Origin of the sequence: Streptomyces sp. NPDC127068 (genome assembly GCF_042724695.1) — a bacterium.
GTDB lineage: Bacteria > Actinomycetota > Actinomycetes > Streptomycetales > Streptomycetaceae > Streptomyces.
On the sequence record NZ_JBHXEN010000012.1, the window covers coordinates 24,240 to 49,531 of the forward strand.

Here is a 25,292-nt window from a genome sequence, read left to right on the forward strand (position 1 = left end):
ACTGTACGGGCGGGGTGTGACAACCGACCGGGCCCGACGCGACGGCGGCCCGTGGGTGGCGGGTCAGGGGGTGGCGGGTCAGGGAGTGGACGAGGCGACCACGTACACCATGGGGTGGTCGGGGTTGGCGCGGTTCACGACGATGTCGTGGGAGGGGCGCGGGTCCTCCTGGTCGCGGTCCAGGCCCAGCCACGGGCCCGCTCCGGAGAAGTCCCAGCCGACGATGCCGCGGTCCCGGGCGCTGATCGGGAGTTCGTCCGCGTGCAGCGCGTCGACGCTGTACCCGAGCTCCGTCAGGAACCGGTCGAGGCCCTCGTTGCTGGTGAGGAACTGCACGTAGAGCCGGCTGGTCTTCCAGTTGTTGGTCTCGTAGTGGGCCACGTCCGCGGACCAGGGCGGGACGGGCACCTCGTACAGGCGGCGCTGCACCTTCGAGGGCCAGCCCTCGGTGAGGCCGGTCGCCGCGTACTTGGCGGCCTTGTCCCGACCGCTGTCCCGGCTCTGGTTGGCGGAGATCACCAGGTACCCGGCGGGGACGCCGATGAGCAGCAGGATGGTCAGCAGGGTCAGGGCCCGGCGGCGCACCACCCAACCGCCTCGCGCGCGGCGTGGTGCCCGGTCGGGTGGCGGGAGCTGGCGGGGCACGGTCGGCATGGTCAGGTTCCCTGGGCGGCGCGGCGGGCCTGCGCGTACCGCTCGTAGCGTTCCTGGCGCTCGACCCGGCGGCGGTTGGCGCGCCTAAAGCGCCGGGCGACCAATCGGGCGAGGTCGGCGGCGCCGACCATGCCGGCCTCGGGGCCGAGCTGGGCGCGGGCGATGCGGGCCTCGGGCCGGTAGCCGCGGCCGGTGAGGTGGCGGCTGAATGCCTTGCGGGCGGGGCCGATGAGCAGGTCGTCGGCGGCGCTGACGCCGCCGCCGATGACGAAGCAGGACGGGTCGAGGGCGGCGGCGAGGTTGGCGATGCCGACGCCGAGCCACTGGCCGATGTCCTGGAGGAGTTCGACGCACATCGGGTCGCCCTCACGGGCCAGCTCGGTGATCAGGGGGCCGGTGATGTCGAGGACGTTGCCCTGGACGCGGTCGATGATGGTGTGGGCGACCGGGGACTCGGCGGTGGCCAGTTCACGGGCCTCGCGCACCAGGGCGTTGCCGGAGCTGTACTGCTCCCAGCAGCCCCGGTTGCCGCAGGCGCAGCGGTGTCCGCCGGGGACGACCTGCATGTGGCCGAACTCGCCGGCCACGCCGTACTTGCCCCGCTTGACCTGGCCGTCCTCCAGGATGGCGCCGCCGATGCCGGTGCCGAGGGTGATCATGACGAGGTGGTCCTCGCCGCGGCCGGCGCCGAACCGCCACTCGGCCCAGGCGGCGGTGTTGGCGTCGTTGTCGACCATCACGGGGACCGCGAGGCGCTCGGAGATCCGGTCGCGCAGGGGCTCGTTGCGCCAGGAGAGGTGGGGGGCGAAGAGGACCCGGTTGCGGTCGGCGTCGACCCAGCCCGCGGCGCCGATGCCCACGGCGTGCACGTCGTGCCGGTCGGAGAGGTCGAGGACCAGTTCGACGATGGTGTCCTCGACGACCTTGGGGCTCTTGGACTTGTCGGGGGTCTCGGTGCGGACCTTCTCCAGGATGGTGCCGTCGGCGTCCACGACGCCCGCCATGACCTTCGTCCCGCCGATGTCGATGCCGACGGTCGGCACGCGGGGCGCGGTCAGCAGGGAGCGGCGCTCCCGGGTGCCGACGGTCCGCAGGACGGTGGCCCGCGCGGTGCCGCGGTGTGCGAGGTCGCGGTAAGTGCTCATCAGGCCGATTCTGCCTCACGGGCGCCCCGCGGTGCACACGTCGCCGGTGGGGCGGGTGACGTCGGGGCGCGGTCGGGACGGCGGGCCGGGGCGGCCCCCACCCGGGGGTGGGGGGCGGCGGGGCGGCTGCCGTCAGTGGGTGGGGTGACCACCCAGGTGGGTGGGGGTGGGGGCGCGTTCCAGCTCGTGGCGGAGGTCGTCGAGTTCGCTGCCGCCGGCCATCTGCCGGGTGAGGGCGTCCAGGCTGATCGCGTCCCGGGCGTGGCTGCCGGCCATGGCGCCGCGCTTCAGCAGCACGAAGCGGTCACCGACGAGGTAGGCGTGGTGGGGGTTGTGGGTGATCAGGACCACGCCCAGTCCGGCGTCCCGGGCGGCGGCCACGTACTTGAGGACGACGCCGGACTGCTTGACGCCGAGGGCGGCGGTCGGTTCGTCGAGGACGAGGACCTTCGCCCCGAAGTACACGGCCCGGGCGATGGCCACGCACTGGCGTTCGCCGCCGGAGAGGGTGCCGATGGGCTGGTCGACGTCCCGCAGGTCGATGCCCATGCGCAACAGTTCGGCGTGGGCGGTCCGGCGCATCAGGTCGACGTCGAGCCGGCGGAAGGGGCCGGCGCCCCGGGTGGGCTCGGAGCCGAGGAAGAAGTTGCGCCAGACGGGCATCAGCGGGACGACGGCGAGGTCCTGGTAGACGGTGGCGATGCCCAGGTCCAGGGCCTGCCGCGGGGAGGAGAGACGGCGTTCCCGGCCGGCGATCCGGAGGGTTCCCGCGTCGTGCTGGTGCAGCCCCGCGATGATCTTGATCAGGGTGGACTTGCCGGCTCCGTTGTCGCCCAGGACGCAGGTGATCTCGCCGGCGTGCACCTCCAGGGTGACGCTTTCGAGGGCGCGCACGTTGCCGTAGTACTTGCTGACGTCGTCCAGCTGGACCAGCGGTGCGGCGCCGTCGTCCGGGCGGTCGGCCGGACCGTCCGCCCCCGGGGTGGAGCTGCCGGCCTCCGGGGTGGCGCCGTCGGCGCCGGGGGTCGTGTCCGTCATGTCGAGGCCTCCGCGCGCTTGCGGACCCAGGCGTTCAGCAGGGTCGCCAGGAGGAGCATCGCTCCCAGGAAGAACTTGAACCAGTCGGGGTTCCACTCGGCGAAGACGATGCCCTTGCTGGTCATGCCGAAGATGAGGGCGCCCACCGCCGAGCCGATCGCCGAGCCGTAGCCGCCGGTGATCAGGCAGCCGCCGATGACGGCCGCGATGATGTAGATCAGCTCGTTGCCGACGCCCTCGCCCGACTGGACGGAGTCGAACGAGAACAGCAGGTGCTGTCCGGCGATCCAGGCGCCGAAGGCGACGCCCATGTAGAGGCCGATCTTCGTCCGGGTGACCGGGACCCCCACCGCGCGGGCGGCGTCCTTGCCGCCGCCGACCGCGAAGATCCAGTTGCCCGCGCGGGTGCGCAGCAGGAGCCAGGTGGCGAGGGCGACGAGGGCGAACCACCACAGGATGGTGATCTTGAAGTTGACCCCGCCGACGGTGAGGGTCGAGGCGAACACGCTCCGGGCGGAGGCGAAGCCCTCCATGTCGGCGATGGACTTGGTGGAGACGGTGCCGCTGATCAGCTTGGTGAAGCCGAGGTTCAGTCCGGTCAGCATCAGGAAGGTGCCGAGCGTGATGATGAAACTGGGCAGTCCTGTACGGGTCAACAGGACCCCGTTGAACACGCCGATCCCCAGGGTGACCAGCAGGGACACTCCGACGCCCACCCAGACGTTGGCGGTCATCTGGTAGCTGAACATCGAGGACACCAGCGCGGAGCTGGTGACCAGGACACCGGCCGACAGGTCGAACTCGCCGCCGATCATGAGCAGCGCCACGGGCACCGCCATGATGCCGATGACGGACGCCGCGTACAGGACGGTGCTGAGGCTGGTGGCCCGCAGGAAACTGTCGGCGACGACCGCGAAGAAGAGGAACACCGCGACCGCGCCGACGACGGAACCCAGCTCGGGGCGACCGAGCAGCCTGCGCAGCGGTGAGGTCCGCAGCAGGCGCTCGTCGGCTCCGGTGCCGCCCGGGGCGGGCGCCGGGGCGGTGGCGGTCATCGGGTCCCCCGCTTCGTGTACTCCTCCAGCTCGGCGGCCTGGTCCTTGGTGACGATCTGCGGGCCGGTGAGGACGGGACCGCCGCCGCCGAGCACGTCGGCGTTGTACTTGTACAGCCACAGCAGGTCGACGGCCTCGTACCCCTGGAGGTAGGGCTGCTGGTCGACGGCGAACCCCAGCGAACCGTCCTTGAGGCCCGCGGCCACCGAGCCGTTCAGGTCGAAGGTGTCGATCTCGGCCTTGCTGCCCGCGTCCTGCTTGGCCTTGACGGCGGTGGCGGCGAAGGGGGCGCCGAGGGTGACGACCGCGTCGAGGTCCCGGTCGGCCTGGAGCTTGGAGACGATCGACGCCTGGACGTCGGGCATGTTGGTGCCGTCGACGTAGAGGTTCTCCAGCTTCCCGTCGAAGGTCTTGGCTGCGCCGGCGCAGCGCTGTTCGTGGCCGACGTTGCCCTGTTCGTGGAGGACGCAGACGGCCGTCTCGTGGCCGCGTGCGTTCAGCTCGGTGCCGACCGCTTCGCCGGCCACGGTCTCGTCCTGGCCGACGTGGGTGAGGGCGCCGAACTGCCGGGACTCGGCGGAGCCGGAGTTGATGGTGATCACCGGGATGCCGGCCTTGCGGGCCCGTTCCACGGCGGCCTTCATGGCGGCGGGCTTGGCGAGGGTGACGATCAGCCCGTCGACCTTCTTGTCGACCGCCGCGTCGACGAGCTGGGCCTGCTGCTGGGCCTCGTCGTGATGCGAGTACAGGAACTTGATGTTGTCCTTGGCCGCGGCTTCCTCGGCGCCCTTCTGCACGATGTCCCAGAAGGTGTCGCCGTCGCCCGAGTGGGTCACCATCGCGAAGGTCCAGCGCGGGGTGGTGACGGCGGCCTTCCCCCGGGCGGCGGCGGCCTCGCGGGCGTCCTCGGCGCGCTTGCCGCCGGTGCTGGAGCACCCCGCGAGCGCCACGGCCAGCGTCACCACCAGCGCGGCTGTCGCCACCCGTACCCCTGTCCGTACCCTTGCCACGAACCCGTGCCCTTCTTGCCGTGCTCCCCGGTGCGCCGGTGCCGGCGGACCGGACCCGGGGGTCGATTTTGCGACCCGGAACGCTCCAGTATCGGCCACGGAACCGGTGCGGGTGTTCATCGGGTGCCGTGCGCGGCCCGCTCGCCCGGCTCCGGTGCCTGCTCTGCGCATCCTGGGACCACCTCTCGTCATGCGGCCGGGGGAGTTCTCACGGCTCCCCCCGGGGGCGTCAAGGGCGACGAACGGGCCGCCCGGACGTTGCGCCGGACGGGTGCGCGCGGACGGCTCCCGGCGCGGAGCGGGTCCTCAGGGACGGACGAGCAGGTGGAACTCGAACGAGTAGCGGGACGCGCGGTAGACGTGCGCCCCGTGCTCGACGGGGCGCCCGGTGTCGTCGAAGGTGGTGCGGCACATGGTGAGCAGGGGCGCGCCCGCGGGCTCCGCCAACAGCTCCGCCTCCCCGGCGGTGGCGGCCCGGGCGCCCACCGACTGGCGGGCACTGTGCAGGGTGATCCCGACGGCCCGCAGCATCCGGTACAGCCCGGTGGACTCCAACCGTGCGGTCTCCAGGGCGAGCAACCCGGCCGGGAGGTGGTTGCACAGGTACGCCAGGGGCTCGCCGTGGGCCAGTCGGAGCCGTTCGACGCGGTGCACCTCGGCGCCCTCGGCGACGCCGAGCGCGACGGCGACCTCCGCGGACGCCGGGACGAGACCGTTGACGGTGACCCGGGTGGCGGGCCGCTGGCCGGCCGCCTCCAGGTCGTCGTACAGGCTGCTCAGCTCCAGCGGGCGTCTGACCTGGCTGTGCACCACCTGGGTGCCGACGCCCCGGCGACGCACCAGGAGCCCCTTGTCGACCAGCGACTGGATGGCCTGGCGGACGGTGGGGCGGGACAGACCGAGGCGTCCCGCGAGTTCTATCTCGTTGCCCAGCAGACTGCCCGGAGTGAGCGTCCCGCGTTCGATCGCCGCTTCGAGTTGCTGGGCCAGCTGGAAGTACAGCGGGACCGGGCTGCTCCGGTCCACACCGAGGTGGAGCGTCACGGGCGGTTCGGCTGCTGGTCTGGACACGGTTGGGGAGCGTAGCCGTCCGGCCCAAGGACGGGAAGCCATGCGGTTCGATTGTCCGGACAAACCATTGACAGGGGGTGCGGGCGGCTCCACCTTGTACCCATGCGCATCGGACTCATCGGGACGGGCCGCATCGGGACGTTCCACGCGGCATCCCTCTGCCGCAACCGCGAGGTGGGTTCCCTCGTCGTCACGGACGCCGACCTCGCACGGGCCCAGGCACTGGCCCACCGGATCGGGGCCACCACCGCGCCCGGGGTGGACGAGATCTTCACCTGGGGCGTCGACGCGGTGGTGATCACCACCGCCACCGCCGCGCACGCCGAGCTGATCTCCCGGGCGGCCCGGGCGGGGCTGCCGGTCTTCTGCGAGAAGCCCATCGCCCTGGACCTGCCGGGCACCCTGTCCGCACTGCGGGACGTGGCAGCGGCGGGCACCGTCCTCCAGATGGGGTTCCAGCGCCGGTTCGACTTCGGGTACGTCCGGGCCCGGGAAGCGGTGCGCGAGGGCCGCCTCGGACGGCTGCACACCGTACGGGCGATGACCTCCGATCCGGCGCCGCCGCCCGCCGCGTACCTCCCGCTGTCCGGTGGCCTCTACCGGGACTGTCTGGTCCACGACTTCGACGCGCTGCGCTGGGTGACCGGACGGGAGGTGGTGGAGGTGTACGCCGCCGGGTCCGACGCGGGGCCCGCGATGTTCCGGGAGGCCGGGGACGTGGACACCGCGGCGGTGGTGCTGACCCTGGACGACGGGGTCCTCGCCACCGCGACGGCGACCCGGCTGAACGGCGCCGGCTACGACGTCCGGATGGAGCTCGCCGGGGAGGCCGACCAGGTGGCGGTCGGGCTGGACGACCGCACCCCGATCGCGTCCACGGAACTCGCCGGCCCCCCGCCCGCCGACAAACCGTGGCCCGGCTTCCTCGAACGGTTCGCCCCCGCGTACGAGGCGGAGTTGGCGGCCTTCGTGGACGTGGTGCGCGGGGAGCGGGCGAACCCCTGCGACGGGCGCGAGGCGCTGACGGCGCTGCGCATCGCCGAAGCCTGCGAACGGTCCCGGCGGGAACGGCGGGCGGTACGGATCGACGAGGTCCCCGGGGCGTGAACGGGCCGCACCGGGTCACTCGTCGTCGAGCAGCCAACCGGCGTCATGGGTCAACAGGGCTATCTGCACCCGGTTGTTGAGTGCGAGCTTGGCCAGGACGCGGGACACGTGCGTCTTGACGGTGGCGACGCTCATGTACAGGTCGGCGGCGATGTCCGCGTTCGACTTCCCGCGCCCGACGGCCACGGCGACCTCCCGCTCGCGTTCGCCGAGCGCCGCCAGCCGTTCCCGGGCGCGCCGGCTGCGGTCCTGCCGGGAGTCGTCGCCCGCGACCCTGCTGATGAGTTGACGGGTCACCGTCGGCGACAGGACGGGCACCCCGGCGGCGACCTTGCGCACCGCGTCGACGATCTCGGCCGGCTGGGTGTCCTTGAGCACGAAGCCGGCGGCCCCCGCCCGCAGTGCCCGCAGGACCTGTTCGTCGGCGTGGAACGTGGTCAGCAGGATGACCTCGGGGGCGCCCGCCCGGGCGCGCAGCAGTTCGGTGGCGGTGAGGCCGTCCACGGTGGGCATCCTGATGTCCATCAGGACGACGTCCGGAGCCAGCCGGTCCACCAGGGCGAGGACCTCGCAGCCGTCGCCCGCCTGCCCCACGATCTCGATGTCCTCGGCTCCGCCGAGCATCAGGGACAGGCCCGCGCGGACCAACGGGTCGTCGTCCACCAGGAGCACCTTGATCGCAGTCATGAGGGCCACGGTAGCCAGGCGGTGACCTGGAAGCCCCCGGCGGCGTCCGGCCCGTGCTCGATCCGGCCGCCGGCGAGGGTGGCCCGTTCCGTGAGGCCGATGAGGCCCTGACCGGAGCCGGGCACGGCGGGGACCTTCCCGGCCGGTGCCGGATTGTGCACGGTGACCGTCAGTCCCTCGCCTGGGCCGCCGGTCAGGCACACCGTGACCTCGGCCCCGGGGGCGTGCTTGCGGGCGTTGGTCAGCCCCTCCTGGGCGATGCGGTAGGCGGTGCGGCCCACGGAGGCGGGGGCGGCACGCGGGTCGGTGACCCGGTTGGCGAGCCGCACCGTGGCGCCGGCCGCGCGGGACTCGTCGACCAGGGTGTCGAGGGCGGCGAGGGTGGGCTGCGGGCGGCCGGATTCCTCCCCCTCCCCCGCGCGCAGCACTCCGATGATCTCGCGCAGGTCCTGGAGCGCCTCGTGGGAGCTCTCGCGGATCACCCCGGCGGCCCGTGCGATCTCCTCCCGGGGGGCGTCCGGGCGGAACTCCAGGGCGCCCGCGTGCACGCTGAGCAGGGTCAACCGGTGGGCGAGGACGTCGTGCATCTCCCGGGCGATGGACTCCCGGGCGAGCCGTTGGGCCTGTTCCGCGCGTAGTTCCGCCTCGGTCTCGGCGCGCCGGGCCCGGTCCTGGAGCGACAGCAGCAGTTCGCGGTGCGAGCGGACGAACATGCCCCAGCCGACGACGGTGGCGGTCGTCAGCACCGTGAACATGACGGACACGCCGTACGAGAGTTCGGGGTCCGGGCGCCACCAGAAGAGCAGCGGGGCGAGGGCGAGGGAGGCGCCCGCGACCCAGGCCACGTAGGCGAAGCGTCGGTGCACGGCCAGCGAGAACAACAGGACGAGGGCGGCTCCGGCGGCGGTCGTGGACAGCAGCCCCACCGGGACCAGGGCCGCCGCGAGCCCGACCGGCCAGCGGCGGCGCAGCCACACCGCACCGCAGGCGAGGGCGCCGAGCACCTGGTCCGCCACGATCAACGGTTCCGGCACGTCCGGGTCTTGGACCAGGTTCTCCGCCACGAGCAGCCCGATCGCGACGGCGATCAGGAAGCACAGGAAGTCGACGATCCAGTCGCGCAGGGTCCGGCGGGGGTAGCGGCCTTTGACCCGTTCTGGGTACAACTGGGCGGCCACTGCCGAGGGCAGCAGCCAGCGCAGCCGGAAGGCGGGGACCGACTCCGCCGGCACGGGGGGTTCTTGGCCGTTCATGACCGACAAATCTACGCACCCGTACGGGCGTACCCGTACCGTGCGACACGCCCGTCGACCAAAGTCGACGTGCCCTCGACCATCGGCGGACCACCCCGGGCGGACCTGAGACTTCCGGCCGGCGGGCACCGTCCGGTGGCCGATTCCCGTGAGGGTGCACGCCGAGGAGGATCACCGACATGAGGCATCTGTGCGGGTTTCTTGGTTTCGTCGCCCTGGCGCAGGGCGCCATGGGGATCACGAACGAGTTCGGCTGGGGGGACTGGGGCCTGCTGAGGCACGTGGCTTTCCTGGACGGGTACGAACTGTTCGCCAGCATCGCGCTGTTGCTGTTCGCGTTCGCGCTGTTCGGGGTCGCGGAGAGCATGAAGAAGCAGGAGAAGTAGCCCGTGCCCCCGAGGGCACCTGACGGGGCGCCGCGGAGCCGCCGCGGGCCGCGGGGCGACACGGCAGCCGTGCTCGGGGGCGGGGGACGACCCCCCGGTAGGCTGCTTCCTCGCCAGCCCGCCCCGAAAGGACCGCGCCGTGCCGACGCCCAGCGCCCGCCCCACCGACGCCGCCCGCCCCCTGGCGTCCCCCGCCGCGAGCGGCGGAGTGCAGTCCCTGGAGCGGGCCTTCGACCTGCTGGAGCGGATGGCGGACGCCGGGGGCGAGGTCGGCCTGAGCGAACTGTCCGCGAGCAGCGGGCTCCCGCTGCCGACCATCCACCGGTTGGTGCGGACCCTGGTGTCCTGCGGGTACGTGCGCCAGCAGGCGAACCGGCGTTACGCGTTGGGCCCGCGGCTGATCCGCCTCGGCGAGTCGGCGTCCCGACTGCTCGGGAGCTGGGCCCGGCCGCACCTCGCCCGATTGGTCGAGGAGACCGGCGAGACCGCGAACCTGGCCCTGTTGGACGGGGACGAGATCGTCTACGTGGCGCAGGTGCCGTCCCGGCATGCGGTACGGATGTTCACCGAGGTGGGACGGCGGGCGCTCCCCCACTCGACCGGCGTCGGCAAGGCGCTGCTCGCCCAACTCTCCCCCGACGAGGTGCGCGCCCTGCTGGGCCGGACCGGGATGCCGCCGGCGACCGAACGCACCATCACCACGGTGGAGGGGTTCCTCAGCGCGCTGGAGGACGTACGACGTCGCGGCTACGCGGTCGACGACGACGAGCAGGAACTCGGGGTGCGGTGCCTCGCCGTCCGGGTGCCCGACGCGCCGACCACCGCGGCGATCTCCATCTCCGGTCCCACGGGGCGGGTCACCGAGGCTGCGACGCGGCGGATCGTCCCGGTGCTCCAGCAGGTCGCGGGTGAACTGTCCGCCGAGTTGGCCACCGCGGGTTCGTCGACCTGCCCCCCACCGTGATCGGAATCCCTCGCGCTTGACGGTGTGTCAGCGGACCGTCGGCGGGCCGCCGAAGAGGTCGACCGCGTTGCGGACCCGGGCCAGGCTCACGGCGAGGGCGCTCACCGAGCCGATGGAGCCGGCGATCAGCAGCAGGGAGCGACGCAACCGGGGGGTCTCGGGGGCACCGTCGACGGTCATCGCGTCGAGGGCGGCGAGCTCGTCCTCGGCGATCGTCCGGTCGGGGAACTCGGCGGGATGCACCGCGAGTTCGCGACGGAGCCGGGAAACCGCGGCGCGCAGCTCCAGAACCCGCGGATCGTCGTCGCTGCCGGTCACCGGCTTCTGTCCCACGCTCCGCAACACAGCTCTCCCCCCGCGCACTACGTTGTGCGCTTTTTGCTCAAGGCTCGCCGTCCCCGTCCGGACCGGTCGGATCCGTGGGGTCGGGCCAGTAAACGCCACCGGACGGGGTGCCCGCCACTGAGCGGACGGAATTTCCCCTCCCCTTTGCCCAACAGTCCTTCGCGCGGTCGAATCTGACGGCGCGTTGGCGATCGTGGGAGCGCGCGGAGCGCCCGCGCGCTCCGGGGGGTGGTGTGGGTCCGTGCCGAATCGGTCCTGCGCCTGCCGAGCAGCCCGGTCAGGGGCGGTCCGTGTGCCCGAGGGTGCGCCCCGGGGCCACCCGGTCCCGGACCCGGCGCTTGACGGCCGTCGGCTCCGGGAAGCCGTCCCGTTTGCGGTCCCAGACCTCCTCGCCGTCGACCCGGACGACGAACACCCCGCCCGTGCCCGGCGCGAGGGACAGCTCGCTCAACTCCGCCTCGAAGGTGGTGAGCAGCTCCTGGGCGAGCCAGGCGGCCCGGGGCAGCCAGCGGCACTGGGTGCAGTACTCGATCTGCACGCGGTGCGCGGTGGGGGGCGCGCCGTCGGTCGGCGGTGCGGTCATGGTGCGGCCTCTCAGCTTCGGTTCGACTTCGGTACGGCTGGTCAGTTTCGGTCCAGGTGGACGGACCAGTCCTGCTCCGCCGGGGGCTGCCCGTGCAGGTCCGGGACGCGCTTGAGCCAGGCCGGGCGGCCGGCTTCGGTGGCCGCCGCGCGGCGGGCGTCCTCCTCGGCGAGGTGGGCGCGGGCGGGGAAGTCGGTGGGCAGCCAGTGCTCGGACGCCCGGGCGCGGGCGGTGAGGTGGTCCGCGTAGGCGTCCCGGACGGCGTCGGCGTCCGGGAAGCCGGCTTCGCCGGTCAGCCAGGCGTCGGGCACCAGGGCGGTGATCTCCCGCATCAGGTCCCGGGTGACGCGCGGCGCCAGTGCGGCATCGGCGGCAGCGGTGTCGGGCGCGTAACCGCCGAGCGCGTGGCGGCGGAAGTCGTACCGCTTGGTCACGGCCTGGTCGGCGTTCTCCCATCGGTGGTGGAAGACGAGGGCCGCCCCGTGGTCGATCAGCCACAGCCGGGGGACGTTGACGGAGGGGCCGCCGAAGGTGGGCCACACCATGAGGTTGGAGCTGTGCAGGGTGCGGTCGACGTTGGCGGTCAGCGCGTCGAGCCAGATGATCCGCCCGGCCTCCGCCGGGTCGACCCGCAGGGCGGCGGGCGGGGCGTCCGGGACGAAGTCCAGGGCTCCCGGGAGGTAGTCCATGCCGAGGTTGAGCCCCGCGCTGGCCGCCAGCAGGTCCCGGACCTCCTGGTGCGGTTCGTGGGCGGCGACGGCCGGGTCGAAGTGGGCGCGCACCAGTGTCGGTACGCGGAGCCCGAGGGCGCGCGCCAGTTCCCCGACGATCACCTCGGCGACCAGCGCGCGGCGGCCCTGGGCGGCTCCGGTGAACTTGACGACATAGGTGCCGAGGTCGTCGGCCTCGACGATGCCGGGCACGGAACCGCCCTCGTGCAGGGGCGCCACGTAGTGGGTGACGGTGACCTCGGTCAGCATTTCCCCAGGTTATACGGCGTGGCTCCGCCCGGCGGAGACGAGGTCATCGGCTCCTGGGGGGCGTGAAGGTGACCGGGAGGGCCCGGGGGCCGCGGAACGTCGGGGCGTAGCCCCAGTCGACCTCGCCGCTGGGGATGTCCAGGGTCAGGTCCGGTAGGCGGTCGAACAACGTGGTGATCGCGATCTCCGTCTGCAGCTTCACCAAGTGGCTGCCCAGGCAGGTGTGCGGGCCGTGGCCGAGCGCCAGGTGCGGGCGGGCATCACGGGTGAGGTCCAGGGCGCCGGGGTCGGGGAACCGGTCCGGGTCGCGGTTCGCCGCCGCCAGCGACAGCAGCACCACGTCGCCCTTCGCCACGCGGGCGCCCGCGATCGTCATGTCCTCGCCCGCGTACCGGTACTCCGCCACGTGGTCCGGCGGGTCCAGGCGCAGCAGCTCGTTGATCGCGCGGGACCAGTCGATGTCGCCGCCGAGCAGGGCGGCTCGCTGGCCGGGGTGGTCGAGCAGGCGCAGGACGGTGGTGCCGAGGAACTGGATCGTGGTGAGGTGACCGGCGCCGATCAACGTCATGACCATCACCTCCAGCTCGTCCCCGGTCAGCGCGCCCGACTCGATCAACCGCGTCGGCAGGTCGTCCCCCGGGTGCGAGCGCTTGTAGGCCACCAGCTTCCGGACGTACTCCAGCACCTCGGCGAGCTTCATCTCGTCACGCGGCTGCTGGAACTTCGCGCGGTACCACATGTCCAGCACGTCGGCGGCGGGCGCGCGTTCGGTTTCCGGGACGCCGAGCAGGTCGTGCACGACGGCGACCGGGACCTCCCGGGTGTACTCGGCGACGAGGTCCGCGCGCCCCCGCCGGGCGAACGAATCGACGGCGTGCGCGCAGGTCCGGGCGGTGCGCTCGCGCAGGCGGGCCACCGCGGCGGGGGTGAACGCCGCGGCGACGAGCCGGCGCAACCTGGCGTGTTGGGGATCGTCCTGTTGGGACAGGCCGGGCGGGAGCGGGTCGGGGTTGACCGGGGCGCCGCTGCCCAGACGGCGGTCCGCCAGGCAGGCGCGGACGTCGTCGTACCGGGTCACCAGCCACGTCCGGCCCGGGACGTGCGGGTCGTCGACGGGGCAGATCGGGTCGTGCTCGCGCAACCAGGCGTAGCCCGGGTACGGATCGGCGGTCACGACGGCCGGCCGGCTATCAACAACTTCTCCAGCGGGGACGCGGCGAGCGGCACGACCCGCGCCTCGGTGAGCCCGGCCTCGCCCAGCCATGCCGCGAGGTCGGCGTAGCGGTGCACGCCGCCGCCGTGGCCCTGCCACAGGGTCAGGTCGAACATGCTGAGGTACCCGGCCGCGGCCGGGCCCAGCCCGGCCGGTGGCTCCCGGTCGTGGTCGAGGATGGCGATGCTTCCCGTGGGGGACAACGACTTCGCCGCGCGCCGGAACAGCTCGCGGCATTCCTCGGGGCGGTGGCCGTGCAGGACGTTGAACAGCAGCACCAGGTCGTGCCCGGAGCCCAGGTCGTCGGTGAGGTAGTCGCCTGCCCGTGCCGTCACCCGGTCCGGCGGGGCGTCTTCGTGGAGGGACGTGATCGTCTCGGGCAGGTCGAAGACGGTGATCCGCACGTCCGGGCGACGGCGGCACAGTTCGACGGCGTGGTCGCCGTGGCCGCCCCCGATGTCCAGGACGGTCGCCGCGGGAGGCAGCGCGGCGGCGATGTCGTCGGCCAGGTCCACGGCGGCGCCGGCGAGCATCCGGCGCAGGCGGGCCCCGGAGGCGGGGCGCTCGCGCAGCCAGGTGTAGAAGTCGCGGCGGGGCGTGCCGGTGCGGATGGTGTCCTCGACGTCGGCCCAGTGCTCGAACAGGACCTCGTGCCAGAACAGTTCGGCGTCCACCGGGCCGGGCGTCGCGGCGGTCGTGACCCCGTCGGAGTCGCCGTCACGCCGCAGATAACCGAAGGTCACCAGGACGTGCACCAGGCTGCGCACCCCGGCCGGGTCACCGTCGATCGCGGTGGCCAGCTCCTCGACGGACAGCGGGCCCGGTTCCAGCGCGGTGAACACCCCGAGCCGGACACCGGCGATCATGGCCCGGTACCCGGCCGCGCCGAGCCGGTCGAGTACCGGAGCCGGGACACCGGAGGATTCTTCGGGCAATGGCATGATCATCCACTTCCGGAAAGCGCGCCGGCACCGGTGAGGTGGTCCAGGTGCCTGCGCAGCATTCGCTCGTTGGCCGGGGGGAACCCCACCCCTACCTGGGCCGTGGCGGCCCAGGTGCGGGAGCAGTCGAACCGCGGGTGCGGGCGGGGGCGTTCGGGCAGGGAGAAGGCGAGCGGGGCGAACGGCCCGGCCGGGTCGGCGAGCATCCGCTCCCGCCATCGGTGGTACGGCACCACCTCGGTCGGGTGACCGGCCGAGGTGAGGGCGGCGGCGAGGGCGGCCCGGGTGAGGCCGCCGTCGCCGTGGTAGTGGTGGTCCCGGCAACGGTGCTCCGGGGCCAGGGAGAGGGCGACGACCGCCGCGGCCACCGTGTCCACGGGCACCATGTCCAGCACCTCGGCGGTGTCGGGGACGGCGCCCGCGGCGACGCATCCGGTGAGCCAACGGCTGAACGCGGAGCGCGGGTCGGCGGCTCCGGTGGCGGTGTCGCCGACGATGGCCGCGATGCGGTGGACGGAGACGGGCAGGCCGTGGCCGCGGGCGGCGGTGGCCATGGCGTCGGCCACCCATTTGCTGAGGTCGTAGCCGCTGGTGAGGCCGCTCGGGTCGGTGGGGGCGTCTTCCTCGGTGACGACGCGGCCGTCGTAGGCGTCACCGAGGAAGACGCCGAGGGTGGAGATCAGGTGCAGCGGGGCGCCGCTGTCGCCGGCCAGGCGCAGGATCGCGGCGGTGGCGTCGACGTGGGCGGCTTTGAGGGCGTCGTAGGGCGCGGCGAAGTGCGGCACGGCGGCGTTGTGGTAGATCGCGTCCACGGTCGTGAGGGTGTCGTGATCCGCTGTGGACAGACCGAGGCCGGGCGCGGACAGGTCGCCGGGGACCGGGATCACGCGGTCGGTGACCGGCAGCCGAGCGATCGAGCCCTGGCGGACGAGGCAGTGGATCCGGGCGTCGGTGCGGGCCAGGAGCTGGTCGAGGAGGTGGCGGCCGAGGAAGCCGGTGGCGCCGGTGAGCAGGATCCGGCGCGGCGTGTCGGCCGGGGGGACGCCGGGTGGGTGGACGGTGCGGAGACGGATTCCGGGTGGGGGGACGGCATCGGCGCGCAACCGGTCGACCGTGGGCAGGTCCGCCGGGGCACCGTCGTCGATGGCTGCCGCGAACGCCGCCACGGTGGGGGCGGTGAAGAGGGTGCGCATCGGCACCGTGACGCCGAGGCGGTCGCGGACGGCGGCGAGGACGTGGGCGGCGATGAGCGAGTGCCCGCCGATGGCGAAGAAGTCCGCGGTGCGGTCCACGTCGGACTGGTCGAGGACGGTGGCCCAGATGGCGGCGACGGCTCGCTCGGTGGCGGTCCGCGGCGGATCGGCCGGGGCGGAGGGCGTGGCGGGGGGTTCGGGGAGGGCGGCGTTGTCGACCTTGCCGGTGCTCGTGGTGGGGAGGGCGTCGAGGACGACCACGGTGTCCGGCACGAGGTGCGCGGGCAGGCGGTCGGCGCAGAAGGCGCGCAGGCCGGGAACGTCCGGGACGGCGGCCCGCGGGTCGGGGGTGGCCGGATCGGGCGCGGTCCCGGTGGGCGCGGTCGAGGTCGGGACGCCGACGTAGCCGATGAGCCGGTCGCCCCTGGCGACCACCACGGCCTCCGCGACGGCCGGGTGCGCGGCGAGCACGGCCGCCACTTCCCCGGGCTCCACCCGGTTGCCGCGGATCTTGACCTGGTCGTCGGCCCGGCCGACGAAGTCGAGCGTGCCGTGCCGGTTCAGCCGCGCGAGGTCGCCGGTCCGGTACATGCGGGCGCCGGGGTGGGCGCCGTACGGGTCGGCGAAGAACGCCGCGGCGGTCGCGGCCGGGTTTCCCCGGTACCCCCGGGCGGGCGCCGTCCCTCCGATGTAGACCTCACCGACCACGCCGACGGGCACCCGGCGCAGCATCCGGTCGAGGAGGTGGACGCGGACGTTCGGCAGCGGGCGGCCGATCGGTAGCCGGGAGGGGTGCTCGCGGCCGTCGACGGTGCGGTGGCTGGTCGCACAGACGGTGGCTTCCGTCGGGCCGTAGTGGTTGTGGAGGGGAATGCCGTGCTTCGCCCACGCGCGGACGGTCGCCGCCGGGACGACGTCGCCGCCGACCATCATGATCTCCAACGGGAGGCGTTCCCCGGCGAGATCGGCCACCCAGCGCTGCCAGAGGGGAGCCGCCGTGTCCACTGCGGACAGTCGGTGCTCGACGCAGAGCCCCAGGAGGTCCGGTCCGGTGAGGCCGCCCGGGTCGGGGTGGATGACCAGGGTGGCCCCGGCCGCGAGGACCGGGAAGATGTCGCCGAACGCGGCGTCGAAGTGCGGGGGCGGCACCATCAGGAGGCGGTGCGCGGCGGTGAGGCCGTGTTCGGCGATGAACGCGGTGGTGAGGTTGAGGAGGGTGTCGTGCTGTACTTCGACGCCTTTGGGTTCGCCGGTGGAGCCGGAGGTGTGGACGACGTAGGCGAGTTGGGACGGGTGGAGGGGCGTGGGTGCGTGGTGGCCGGTGGCGGGGAGGGCGTCGCGGGTCAGGACGGTCCTCGCACCGCTGGCGGTGATCAGGGCGTGTTGGCGGGCGGGCGGCTGGGCGGGGTCGACGGGGACGAAGCATCCGCCCGCCTTGAGCACGCCGAGGATCGCGATGATCGCGTCGGCGCTGGACGGGATGGTGATCGCGACCGGGTCCTCGCTCCGGATGCCGGCCTCGCGCAGGTGGTGGGCGACCGCTGAGGACCTGCGGTCCAGGTCGCGGTAGCTGAGCGGAGGGGCGGCGAGGTCGAGGACGGCGGTGGCGTCGGGGGTCCGGGCGGTACGGGCCGCGATCAGGTCCAGCACGGTCGTGGCGGCCGGTCGCGTGCGGACGGCCGGGCCGGTGGACGGCGTGTCCGGTGCACCGGGGGACGCGGGGTCGGACCGGGTGTCGAGGGCGGTGTGGACGGCGCTGTCCGCCGGGGACAACAGGTCCAGGTGGGACAGGGGAAGACCGGGGTGGCGTGCCACGGCCTCCATGACCGCCAGCACCTGCTCGGCGATCCTGGTGATCGTGTCCGCCTTGTACCGGTCGGTGCGGTAGTCGATGAGGGCGGGCCAGTCGCCCGCGCGTTCCCTGAGGTGGAGGGTGAGGTCGAAACGGCTGGTGGCGCGGTCGATCGGCAGCGGGGTGGTGGTCAGGCCGGTGAAGGTGACGGGGGCCGTCTCACGGTTGAGGACCAGCATCGTCCGGAACAGGGGGTGGCCCTCCCGCGGGGTGGGGACCGTGGTGAGGATGTCGGCCAGGGAGATGTCGGCGTGGTCCATCGCGTCGGCCACCACCCCGGTGGCGTCGGCGAGCAGGTCACGGGCGGTGGCTCGACGGTTCGTGCGGAGCCGGAGCGGGAGGGTCGTGACGAACATGCCGATCACGTCGTCCCACCCGGCCGGGCGGGTGCTGACCGGGGCGCCGACGACGAGGTCGTCACCACCGTCCCGGGTGGCGGAGACGAGGGCGAAGACGGCGAGCAGACCGGCGAAGGTGGTGGCCCGCTCGCCCCGGCACCAGGTGGCGAAGCGGCGGGCGAGCCCGGCCGGGACGGTGAACCGGTGGGTGGCTCCGGGGCCGGCGCCTACGCCGCGGGCGTGCGCCGGGCCCGGGCCGGATTCCGGGTGCGGCGATCCGCCCGGTGCGGGGGTCGGGGCCGTGCCGTACGGGTGGTCCGGCGAGGGTCCGGAGGCGGGCGGGGCGTCGCGGAGTGTTTCCGCCCAGAACGCGGTGGTTCGTTGCCGTGGACCCACGGCTGCCGGCGCGGGGACCGGTGCTCCCGGTGCGCCGGTCCTCGTGCTGAGCGCGGCCCGCGGCCCCTGGACGTCCGTGGCACCGGACCGGGGCGAGGGGATCGGAGCCACGCCGGTCAGGGTCGTCAGCAGGATCGCCATCGAGGTGTCGTCGCAGATGATGTGGTGAGCGGTGATCGTCAGGAGATGGGTCGTGGGGGAGGTTCTGATCAGGTGGGCCCGCACCAACGGGCGCCGGGTCAGGTCGAAGGGGCGGTCGGCGTCCCGGGCGGCCAGGCGTTCGGCCGCTGGCCACGGGTCCGCGTGCGCGCTCAGGTCGGTGGTGCGCCAGGCCCTCGTCAGCAACTCGTCCGGGGAGGGCGCCGCGCTCAGCTGCGGGGTGTCGTCGTGGACGACGACCGCCGATCGCAGCACGGGATGGGTGGCCAGGGCGTGGGCGAACCTGGCGCGCAGGTCCGCCGCGTCGAGCGCGCCCTCCAACCGGAACGCGGCGTGCACGACGTAGGCGCCGTTGTCCTGGCCCGCCTGGTGGATGATCCACAGTCCGTGCTGCGGGCCGGACAGCCGTCCTGGCGGAGCGGGCACCGCCCCCGACCCGCCCGAGCCGTCCGGGATCGCCGGAGTACCGGGACCGCCCCGGGCCGCGTCGACCGCGGCGGCCAGGGCGGCGACGGTGGGGTGGGCGAACAGGGTTCTGATCGTCACCTCCACGCCGACCGACGCCCGGATCTGGGCGACGGCCTTCGCCGCCGCCAGGGAGTGGCCGCCGGACAGGAAGAAGTCGTCCTCGCGATTCACCGGGCGAGCCAGCAGGCGCGCGAAGACCTCCGCGATCGTGGTCTCCAGACCCGGGCGGGGACCAGCGGCGGCGACCTCCTCCGCCGGTGGGGGCAGAGCGCGTACGTTCAGCTTTCCGGAACTGGTCAACGGGAACGCGTCCACGGACACCATCGCCGACGGCACCAGGTAGGCGGGAAGGACACGGCTCAGCCGCTCCCGCACCCCCGGCCAGCGGGGCGGCCCGGCGGCCGGGATCACATAGGCCACCAGGCGGTCGCCGTCACCGGCCACGCGGGCGTCGGCGACCTCCGGGTCCGCCCGTAGCGCCGCCTCCACCTCGGCCGGTTCCACCCGGTGGCCACGCACCTTGAGCTGCGCGTCCACCCGGCCGACGAACTCCACGACACCGCCCGGCCGGCGCCGCGCCAGGTCGCCCGTCGCGTACATGCGCGCGCCGGGGACCGGCGAGAACGGGTCGGCGACGAAACGCGTCGCCGTCCGGCCGGGCGCACCGAGGTAGCCGCGCGCCAGCGGGAAGCCGCCCAGGTACACCTCGCCGACCACGTCGTCGTCAACCGGTCGCAGACCCGCGTTCAGCAGGTGCACGGCCACGCCGTCGAGCGGGTCGCCGATGCCGAACCGGCCGCCTGGGTGCACCCGCTCGGCGGTCGACCAGATCGTCGTCTCGGTCGGGCCGTACGTGTTCCACAGCTCGGCCCCGCCCAGTGACCCGGCCAGCTCCGGCGTCAGCACCTCCCCGATCGACACCCGGACCCGCACGCACTCCGGCACGCCCCCGGCCGCCACCAGCACCGCCCACACCGACGGGGTGACCTGGACGACCGTGGCCGCCTCGGCCCTCAGACGCCGCGCCAGCGCGGGACCGTCCATCACGGTCTCCGGCGGTACCGCCACCACCCGGGCGCCCACCGTCAGCGGTGCGACCAGTTCCCACACCGAGATGTCGAACGCCGGGGAGATCAGGGCCGCCACCACGTCCCCGGCGCCCAGCCCCACCAACGCCGTCGACCGGGCCAGCATCCCGGCCACCGCGCGGTGCGGCACGCCCACCGCCTTCGGACGGCCGGTCGACCCGGACGTGTGGAGCACGTACGCCAGTGACTCGGGTGCGATGCGCGGATCGACGCGCGCGAACTCCGCCGGCAGGTCCGGGATCTCGGTCAGCACCACGCGGGCGGCCTCGGTGACGGCCCGGCGCCTGGGCTCGGGCCACGACGGTTCCACCGGCACGTACACCGCGCCCGCCCGCCAGATCCCGAGGACGGCCAGCACCAGGTCCGTGCCGCGCGGCAGGTCCACCGCGACCCACGCCTCCGGCCCGGCGCCCTTCGCCCGCAGCACCGAGGCCAGCGCCGCCGAACGGCGCTCCAGCTCGGCGTAGGACAAGTCACCCACCGCGAGGCCGTCCGCGCCGAACCGGATCAGGTCCAGCACGGTCGACGGCGCCGGAGCACCGGCCGGCGCGGCCACCGGTGCGGCCACCGCCGAAGACCCTGCCGTCAACGCGGACAACCGGCGCTCGGGGTCGGCGCACGCACGGTCCAGCAAGGCCAGCAGCCGCCCGGCGACACCGTCGACCGTCGCCCCGTCGAACAGGTCCGTGTCGTGCTCGGTGACCACGGCCATCTCCGCGCCGCCGGACTCCACCCGCACGCTGAGGTCGACGTCGGCCGTGCCCGTGTCCGGCAGCATCCGGTCGGCCCGCACCCCGGGGAGCAGCACCTCGGGCGGGTCCTGCATCACGAGGTGCGCCTGGCACAGCGGCGCGTGGCTCGGGTCGCGGGAGGCGCCGGCCGCCTCGACGATCCGGTCGAACGGGACCGCCGCGCCGCCCAGCCCCGCCGCGACCGCGCGGCGGGCCCTGGCCACCAACTCGCGGAACGTCGGATCGCCGCCGATCCCCACCCGCAACGGCACCGGGTTCACGAACATGCCGACGACGTCCGCGAACTCCGGCCCCGGCCGCCCGGACCACAGGGTGGCGACCACGACGTCGTCCTGACCCGCCGTCGTGCCCAACGTGGCGGCGTACGCGGCCTGGAGCACGACGAACCGGGTGGCGCGCGTGGCGCGGGCGAGCGCGTCGACCCGCGCGGTGAGACCCTCGGGGACGGCGTGGCGGCGCAACTCCCCCCGGAAAGCGCGCATCCTCGGGCGGGGCCGGTCGGTGGGCAGGGTGAGCAGGTCCGGCGCGCCGTCCAGTTCGGACGCCCGGCGGGACGGGTCGTGGTCGACGAGGTCCGGTGGCGCTCCAGGGTCCGGCAGTGGCCGGGCGGGGTCGGCGTACAGGGCGCTGATCTCCCGGCACAGCACGGCCAGTGACGTACCGTCGACGACCGCGTGGTGCGTGTTGATCACCAGTACGTGGTCGGTCGGCGTGATGCGGCCCAGCCGGATGCGGAACAACGGCCCGGTGCGCAGGTCGAACGGCTCCCGTGCGGCCTGCGCCGCGAACGCCGCAGCAGCTGCGGCTGCCAGCGTCCGCACCACGACGTCCGCGGCGCCCGCCGGTCCCACCCGTCCGACCGGCTCGCCGTCGACCTCGTCGAACGTGGTGCGCAGCACCGGGTGCCGGGCCACCACCAGATCCGCCGCGCGCCGGAGCGCGTCCACCGACACGGGGCCGGTCAACCGGAACACCGCCGGATTGTTGTGCAGGGGTGCGCCGTCGGCGAACGCCTCAAGGAACCACAGTCGCCGGGCCCCGGGCGGGAGCGGGACCGTCATCGGTACGCTCCCCGATCTCCGAACCGGCGCCGGTACGCCGCCAGATGCTCCGGGTCCGCCCGCAGGAACGGCGCGTCGGCGGCCACCATGTGCCGCACCGCCAGCAACGGCAGCGGGCTGCGCATCGGCCGGAAGTCCGCGTTCCACAGCCCGGACGCGGACGGCGGTCCCGGGTGGAACTCCCCGACCATCAGGCCGCGTTCCACGAACCCGGGCTTCAACTCCCGCTGCATGCGGTCGATCTCCCCCGGCGTGACGTCCGGCAGCACCACCAGGATCGTCCGGTACCGGGCCTGCGGCCCCTCCCGCGGCGGCAGGTCGGGGAACCAGTCGCGGTAGGCGGTCATCACCGCCCGCAGGTCCGGCCGTCCGGGGTGTTCGGCGAGGAAGAACCCGCCCCGTTCCAGCGAGACGGCCGTGTACGGGCACACGTCGCCGCTGCGCCCCAGCTCGGGGTGCGGTCGGCACAGATAGGACCGCGCCCACGCCAGCACCACCTCGGCGGCGGCCGGCAGGTCCGGGTGATCCGGCTCGAACAGCGCGACGTCACCCGCCGGATGGCTCAACATCTCCCGCTCCGCTTCCACCGCGCCGTAGCGAGCAACGTGATCCCGCCGAGCCCGACGAGTCCACCGAGGAGGCGGTCCTGGCGGCGGGCCCGGGCGAGCGCGTCGCCGTACGGGAGGCTGCTGTGGCTGATCATCGCGTACAGCGTCCGCCACCCCGGTAACAGGCGGCCGAGCGCGAAGTCGATCCGCTTGCGGGCCAGGAACACCGGTGACCGCACCCGGTCGCGCAGCTCCACGAAGTTCTGCGCGGACAGCTCGGCGAGCACGTCGGTGTGCGGGCGGCGGCGGGCCTCGAACGCGGCGAGCGCGTCGCCCGGGGCGTGCTCGGCGAGACACGCGTCGAGCACCGCGCAGTCCTCGAACGCGGCGTTCATCCCCTGGCCGTAGAACGGGAACACGGCGTGCGCGGCGTCGCCGACGAGGACGACACCGTCGTGCTGCCACGGCGCGGTGCGCACCGACACCATGCTGCCCGGCTCGTGCGCGAGGAACTGCGTGACCAGGTCCGGCACCAGATCGGTCAGGTCGCCGAACTCCTCGGCCAGGAACGCACCGGCCCGCGCCGGGTCGCGCAGCCCCGAGAACCCGGTGTCGCCGTCGAACGGCAGGAACACGGTGCCGGTCAGCGATCCGTCCGGGTTGGGGTGGGCCACCACCAGTCCCCTCCTGCTCGGCCACACGTGCAACGCCTCCGGTCGGTCGACGGCCGGGATGGTGAACTCCCGGTAGCCCCAGTCCAGGTGCGTCTGGTGGAACTCGGCGCGCACCCGGCGGTGCAGGTGCGTGCGCACGGTCGAGTACGCGCCGTCCGCGCCCACCACGAGGTCCGCCGGGAACGTCCGGGCCGGGGTCCGCACCTCGGTACCGGTCAGGCCGGTGACGCGGTGCCCGAACCACAGCCGCACCCGGGGAACCGCTGCGGCGGCGTCGAGCAGGGCGATGTTGAGGTCGTGGCGGCGGACCGAGTGCAGCACCTCGGTGTCGTCCGCGCCGTAGGGCTGGTAGGTGACCCGGCCGCCGTGGTGGACGATCCGCCCGCGCATGGGAACCGCGGTGGCCAGGACCTCCTCCAGGAGGCCGATGTCGCGCACGGCCGCCCGCCCGCGTTCGGACAGCCCGATGCTGATCGACGCGGTGTCCGGGCCGTTGGTGCCGCGCGGGTCGCCGCGCCGCTCCACCACGTCCACCCGGTGGCCGCGGCGGGCCAGCCGGATCGCCAGCATGGTTCCGGCCATGCCCGCCCCGACGATGACGACGTTCATGTCCGGCCCCCGGCCGACTCCACCGGGTCCACCGCATCCATCGCGGACAGGGTCTTGGCGAGATCGGTGGGGGTGGAGGCGTCGAACACGGTGGCCACGGACGCGTCCACGGCCAGTTCGACCCGGATGCGGCTGACCAGCGCGGTGGCCATGAGCGAGGTGCCGCCGAGGGCGAAGAAGTCGTCGTCCGGCGCGACCGAATCCACCGACAGCACCTCGGCGAACAACCGGGCGAGGTCGTCGGCGAGCGCGCCCGACGCCCGCGGCGCGGGCTCGGCGAACGCGGCCCGGTCCAGTTTTCCGTTGGGGGTCAACGGGAAGTGCTCGACCACCTCGATCAGGTCCGGGACGAGGTGGGCCGGCAGCCGCTCGGCGAGGTGCGCGCGCAGGTCCGGCACGCTCGGCCCGCTCGGCACCACGTAGCCCACCAGGTAGGCGCCGAGCGGTCCGGAGTGGGCGACGACCACCGCCCGCGCCACCGCCGGGTGAGCGCCGAGCGCGGCCTCCACCTCGGCCGGTTCGACCCGGTGGCCGCGGATCTTCACCTGGTCGTCGGCCCGGCCGAGGAACAGCAGATCACCGTCCGGCAGCACGCGGACCAGGTCACCGGTGCGGAACATGCGCGACCCGGGCGGACCCCAGGGGTCGGCGACGAACCGCTGCGCGGTCAGCCCGGGGCAGCCCAGGTAGCCGCGCGCGACCCCGGCGCCGCCGATGTACAGCTCGCCCTCGGCGGCCGGGGCGCACGTCGCGTCCAGCACCCGTAGTTCAGTGCCGGGGATCGCCGCCCCGATCGGCACCACCGGGCCGCCGGTGAGCGGCGCGCTCATGGTGGCGCACGCGGTCGTCTCGGTCGGGCCGTAGGCATTGATCATCCGGCGGCCGGCGGACCACCGGGCGACGAGGTCCGGGCCCAGCGCCTCCCCCGCGACGATCAGGCAGGCGACCGAAGGCAGCGCCATGTCCGGCTGGGTGGCGAGCGCGCTCGGTGGCATGCACACATGGGTGACGCCGTGTGCGGCGACGAACCGGGCGAACGGTTCGCCGGGCGGCAGGCCCTCGGGCGGCGCGAGGACGAGCGTGGCCCCGGTGAGCAGCGCCATGCACAGGTCGGCGACGGCCACGTCGAAGCCGACCGACGCGTACTGCAACACCCGGGCACCCGGTCGGGCACCGAAGCGTTCCCGTTGCGCCGCGACGAGAGGAGCGATCCCCGCATGGGGAACGACCACGCCCTTGGGCTTTCCGGTCGAGCCGGAGGTGTAGATGACGTAGGCGGCGCACGCCGGATCGGGATCCGCCACCGGGGCGGCGGACACCGCCGCGGCCTCCAGCGCCCGCAGCTCCCCCGGGGTCAGCACCAGGGCGGGACGGGCGTCGGCGAGCACGGCGACCACCCGGTCCTGCGGTTGGGCGGAGTCGACCGGCAGGTACGCGGCTCCCGCGGCTAGCACGGCGACGACGGCCACCACCATGTCCGCGCCGCGCGGGATCGCGACGGCAACGATGTCGTCCGGCCCGACCCCACGGTCCCGCAGCGCGCCCGCCACCGCCGCAGCGCGGGCGTCGAGCTCACCGTAGGAGAGCGTGCCGTCAGCGGCGACGACCGCGATCGACTCCGGGGCCCGGGCGACCTGGCGCCGGAACATCCCCGTCATTGTCTCGGCCGGTAAGGAATTCACCGTATCTAATCGCGCGTCCACTGCGGTTTCACACTCCGTG

At 73.9% G+C, this 25,292-nt stretch carries 20 protein-coding genes; 3 read left to right on the top strand and 17 right to left on the bottom strand.

Going from position 1 to position 25,292, the window contains the following annotated elements; translation table 11 throughout:
* Positions 1-78: 78 nt before the first annotated feature.
* From ACFWIA_RS09845 to ACFWIA_RS09870, 6 genes are all read right to left on the bottom strand, one after another.
* Positions 79-654 (bottom strand): sugar kinase, encoded by a 576-nt coding sequence (locus ACFWIA_RS09845; RefSeq protein WP_387002194.1) that lies wholly within the window; start codon positions 652-654, stop codon positions 79-81.
* 2 nt (positions 655-656) lie between these two features.
* Positions 657-1,799, bottom strand: coding sequence for an ROK family glucokinase (locus tag ACFWIA_RS09850; protein ID WP_385490781.1), 1,143 nt, complete (start codon positions 1,797-1,799; stop codon positions 657-659).
* A gap of 132 nt (positions 1,800-1,931) precedes the next feature.
* Positions 1,932-2,837, bottom strand: a complete 906-nt coding sequence (locus ACFWIA_RS09855; protein ID WP_387002196.1) for an ATP-binding cassette domain-containing protein — start codon at positions 2,835-2,837, stop codon at positions 1,932-1,934.
* On the bottom strand, positions 2,834-3,892 hold the full coding sequence (locus tag ACFWIA_RS09860; protein ID WP_387002198.1) for an ABC transporter permease: 1,059 nt from the start codon (positions 3,890-3,892) through the stop codon (positions 2,834-2,836). The genes ACFWIA_RS09855 and ACFWIA_RS09860 overlap by 4 nt, the downstream gene beginning before the upstream one ends.
* Positions 3,889-4,902, bottom strand: coding sequence for a sugar ABC transporter substrate-binding protein (locus tag ACFWIA_RS09865; protein WP_387002200.1), 1,014 nt, complete (start codon positions 4,900-4,902; stop codon positions 3,889-3,891). Before ACFWIA_RS09865 ends, ACFWIA_RS09860 begins: the two co-directional genes overlap by 4 nt.
* Positions 4,903-5,208: 306 nt before the next feature.
* Complete coding sequence (locus ACFWIA_RS09870; RefSeq protein ID WP_387002392.1) at positions 5,209-5,928, bottom strand: GntR family transcriptional regulator; 720 nt, start codon at positions 5,926-5,928, stop codon at positions 5,209-5,211.
* Positions 5,929-6,075: 147 nt separating this feature from the next.
* On the opposite strand from ACFWIA_RS09870, the gene ACFWIA_RS09875 reads away from it, so the two are divergent.
* Positions 6,076-7,080, top strand: a complete 1,005-nt coding sequence (locus ACFWIA_RS09875; protein WP_387002202.1) for a Gfo/Idh/MocA family oxidoreductase — start codon at positions 6,076-6,078, stop codon at positions 7,078-7,080.
* Between the two features lie 15 nt (positions 7,081-7,095).
* On the opposite strand, the gene ACFWIA_RS09880 is transcribed toward ACFWIA_RS09875, so the two are convergent.
* Together ACFWIA_RS09880 and ACFWIA_RS09885 are read right to left on the bottom strand one after the other, a co-directional pair.
* Positions 7,096-7,767, bottom strand: coding sequence for a response regulator (locus ACFWIA_RS09880; RefSeq protein ID WP_387002204.1), 672 nt, complete (start codon positions 7,765-7,767; stop codon positions 7,096-7,098).
* The gene (locus ACFWIA_RS09885) at positions 7,764-9,020 is read right to left on the bottom strand and encodes a sensor histidine kinase (protein WP_387002206.1); all 1,257 of its coding nucleotides are present in this window, start codon (positions 9,018-9,020) and stop codon (positions 7,764-7,766) included. The genes ACFWIA_RS09880 and ACFWIA_RS09885 overlap by 4 nt, the downstream gene beginning before the upstream one ends.
* Before the next feature lie 179 nt (positions 9,021-9,199).
* On the opposite strand from ACFWIA_RS09885, the gene ACFWIA_RS09890 reads away from it, so the two are divergent.
* Positions 9,200-9,406, top strand: coding sequence for a hypothetical protein (locus ACFWIA_RS09890; protein WP_387002208.1), 207 nt, complete (start codon positions 9,200-9,202; stop codon positions 9,404-9,406).
* Between the two features lie 139 nt (positions 9,407-9,545).
* Complete coding sequence (locus tag ACFWIA_RS09895) at positions 9,546-10,370, top strand: IclR family transcriptional regulator (protein ID WP_387002210.1); 825 nt, start codon at positions 9,546-9,548, stop codon at positions 10,368-10,370.
* A 27-nt stretch (positions 10,371-10,397) separates the two neighbouring features.
* On the opposite strand, the gene ACFWIA_RS09900 is transcribed toward ACFWIA_RS09895, so the two are convergent.
* The 9 genes from ACFWIA_RS09900 to ACFWIA_RS09940 form a co-directional block, all read right to left on the bottom strand.
* On the bottom strand, positions 10,398-10,715 hold the full coding sequence (locus tag ACFWIA_RS09900; protein WP_385490752.1) for a DUF5955 family protein: 318 nt from the start codon (positions 10,713-10,715) through the stop codon (positions 10,398-10,400).
* Between the two features lie 277 nt (positions 10,716-10,992).
* On the bottom strand, positions 10,993-11,298 hold the full coding sequence (locus ACFWIA_RS09905) for a SelT/SelW/SelH family protein (RefSeq protein ID WP_387002212.1): 306 nt from the start codon (positions 11,296-11,298) through the stop codon (positions 10,993-10,995).
* 41 nt (positions 11,299-11,339) lie between these two features.
* The gene (locus ACFWIA_RS09910) at positions 11,340-12,278 is read right to left on the bottom strand and encodes a HipA family kinase (RefSeq protein ID WP_387002214.1); all 939 of its coding nucleotides are present in this window, start codon (positions 12,276-12,278) and stop codon (positions 11,340-11,342) included.
* A gap of 43 nt (positions 12,279-12,321) precedes the next feature.
* Positions 12,322-13,452, bottom strand: a complete 1,131-nt coding sequence (locus tag ACFWIA_RS09915) for a cytochrome P450 (protein ID WP_387002216.1) — start codon at positions 13,450-13,452, stop codon at positions 12,322-12,324.
* Positions 13,449-14,432 carry a methyltransferase gene (locus tag ACFWIA_RS09920; protein ID WP_387002218.1) on the bottom strand — a complete coding sequence of 328 codons (984 nt, stop codon included), beginning with the start codon at positions 14,430-14,432 and terminating at the stop codon, positions 13,449-13,451. The genes ACFWIA_RS09915 and ACFWIA_RS09920 overlap by 4 nt, the downstream gene beginning before the upstream one ends.
* Before the next feature lie 2 nt (positions 14,433-14,434).
* A complete protein-coding gene (locus ACFWIA_RS09925) occupies positions 14,435-21,739 on the bottom strand; it encodes an amino acid adenylation domain-containing protein (RefSeq protein ID WP_387002219.1) in 7,305 nt (2,434 codons plus the stop codon).
* Positions 21,736-22,308, bottom strand: a complete 573-nt coding sequence (locus ACFWIA_RS09930) for a DUF6875 domain-containing protein (protein ID WP_387002221.1) — start codon at positions 22,306-22,308, stop codon at positions 21,736-21,738. The genes ACFWIA_RS09925 and ACFWIA_RS09930 overlap by 4 nt, the downstream gene beginning before the upstream one ends.
* Positions 22,302-23,570, bottom strand: a complete 1,269-nt coding sequence (locus ACFWIA_RS09935) for an FAD-dependent oxidoreductase (RefSeq protein WP_387002223.1) — start codon at positions 23,568-23,570, stop codon at positions 22,302-22,304. The genes ACFWIA_RS09930 and ACFWIA_RS09935 overlap by 7 nt, the downstream gene beginning before the upstream one ends.
* Complete coding sequence (locus tag ACFWIA_RS09940) at positions 23,567-25,228, bottom strand: non-ribosomal peptide synthetase (protein WP_387002225.1); 1,662 nt, start codon at positions 25,226-25,228, stop codon at positions 23,567-23,569. Before ACFWIA_RS09940 ends, ACFWIA_RS09935 begins: the two co-directional genes overlap by 4 nt.
* Between the last annotated feature and the right edge of the window lie 64 nt (positions 25,229-25,292).